This window comes from Mesorhizobium sp. M7D.F.Ca.US.004.03.1.1 (assembly GCF_003998635.1).
GTDB classification, from domain to species: domain Bacteria; phylum Pseudomonadota; class Alphaproteobacteria; order Rhizobiales; family Rhizobiaceae; genus Mesorhizobium; species Mesorhizobium loti.
Genome location: NZ_RZQG01000981.1, coordinates 1 through 2,114 on the forward strand (window position 1 = coordinate 1; position 2,114 = coordinate 2,114).

At 59.0% G+C, this 2,114-nt stretch carries 2 protein-coding genes; one reads left to right on the plus strand and one right to left on the minus strand.

The window, feature by feature from the left end:
• The coding region (locus EN935_RS32740; protein WP_127374063.1) for a hypothetical protein at positions 1–481 on the minus strand (481 nt) is incomplete at its 3' end.
• 731 nt (positions 482–1,212) lie between these two features.
• Between EN935_RS32740 and EN935_RS32745 the strand changes: the two genes are divergently transcribed.
• Positions 1,213–2,114: UDP-glucuronic acid decarboxylase family protein (locus EN935_RS32745; protein WP_164771558.1), on the plus strand; the 902-nt coding region annotated here is incomplete at its 3' end.

The following is a 2,114-nucleotide window of genomic DNA, read 5'->3' on the forward strand; positions in this document are numbered from 1 at the left end:
GTGCACGGCTGTCGATCTCGCCGACACCAGAGCGCAAGATGAGATCGACAGCTCGCATCGGAATATCGTCGGCATCGCCCGGTCCGACGGTGAAGATATAGGGGCCCGGGCTGACGGTCGCGATCACGCCGGCCTCGTCGCGAAAGATCTTGTCGGGCAGCTGCGGGCTTGCCTGGCGCGGGTTGTCGGAATGGTTGAATTGCAGCGTCGAGGCGAGCACCGTGCGGCCATTGCTGGCGGCGGTCAGCGTCAGCACGGTGCGTTGCTGCGAAACGATGCGCTCGGCTCTTGCGGTCAGGTCGACCAGCACCCGCACCGGTGCGTCGCGGGCGGCGAGCGGCACTGTCAGCGGCTTGAAGCGGCCCTGCTCATAGACCCGCCAGGTGCCGATCCCATGGCCCGAGAAATTGCTCATCGCCCAGGGATAGATGACACCGATGCCGGTGCCGGCAAGCAGGATCAGGACAAACAGAAAGCGCATTCACATCACCACAGGATATCGTGACCTTGCCAATAGCGCCCCGACGGTCAAAAGGCGATGGCCAGTGGTGCAGCCATTCAGGAGGTGGATCAGGGTACGGGAACCAGCCGATTGGCAGCGTGGCTGTGCAAAGATGCAGACAAGGTTCCACCTATGCGCTCAAAAGCCGTTGCTAAAATGACCGGTATTCCACTGTGAAATGAACGCGCGCCCCTGAATTGCGCCACGCGGCTCATTCTTGGCGCTCCTCGCTGCCAAGCTTTGATTCTGCCTTGCAACAGCTTGCTGCGTCCGATTGCATATTTTTCAGCGGCCGCCTCAATACACTGATCCACAATGATGATCTGCCCTTGGACGCCCATGGTTCAGCCTCGTGGGCCTCGGCCGGCCTCATGATTAACCATTCGCAAACAGATATGATTAAGGAATTGCTAATTTAGTTGACTGTGATTTCCACAGGTATATTTTCGATGCGTTGGGATGTGCAATTTGGGCGAGCAATCGACGATGATGGCACCAGGCGTGTGATCGCGGCTTCGGGGCGCAGGAAATGCTGAACGGCAACACTTAAGTCGTGTCGTAGCACCAGTTCCTCGAACCCAGAGAACAATTAACGCACATCGGTGATGGCGATTCCGCAGATGCGGAGGTTTGCCACGTTCTCAAGGACGTGGCCGGGCAATGCTTTGTCCCGGCTCGGCGGTAGCGTGTGCGGTGCGTGCGAGGTCAGTATGGGTAAGCTTGTCAAGGTTCTGAAGCTGGAATCCGGCAGTCAAAGGGGCGCCAACCAAAGCCGAAGCCGCGCCCTGGTCGCCGGAGGCGCGGGATTTCTAGGATCGCATTTGTGCGAACGTCTTTTGCGGGACGGATACGACGTTGTCGCGCTCGACAATTTCCACACCGGCAAGAGATACAATCTCGGTGCCCTTCTGCGTAATCCGAGATTCACGTGCATCGAGCACGATATCGTCAATGCACTGCCTTCGGGCCTTCAGTGCGATGAGATCTACAATCTCGCTTGCCCAGCCTCTCCGCCGCACTACCAGGCAGACCCGATCCATACCTTCAAGACAAGCGTGCTTGGTTCGCTCAACCTTCTGGAGCTCGCGCGACAGAACAACGCCAAGATATTCCAGGCCTCGACGTCCGAAGTCTATGGCGACCCCTTCGTTCACCCACAGCCCGAGAGCTACTTCGGCAACGTCAATACGCACGGACCGCGGTCCTGCTACGACGAGGGCAAGCGTTCGGCCGAAACCCTGTTCTTCGACTATTCGAGAACCTATGGCCTCGATATCCGCGTTGCCCGCATTTTCAACACCTACGGCCGCCGCATGCAGCCCGATGACGGGCGCGTGGTTTCGAACTTCATCGTCCAGGCGTTGCGCGGCAAAGACCTGACTGTCTATGGCCACGGCCTGCAGACGCGTTCCTTCTGCTATGCCGACGACCTGATCGAGGGCTTTGTCCGGCTGATGAATGCGCCGAATGCGCCCGCGCACCCGGTCAATCTCGGCAACCCCGGCGAATTCACCATCATGGAACTGGCGACGCTGGTCATCGATTACACCAACGCCCGATCGAAGATCGTGCATCGGCCGCTGCCGATCGACGATCCCAGACAGCGCAAGCC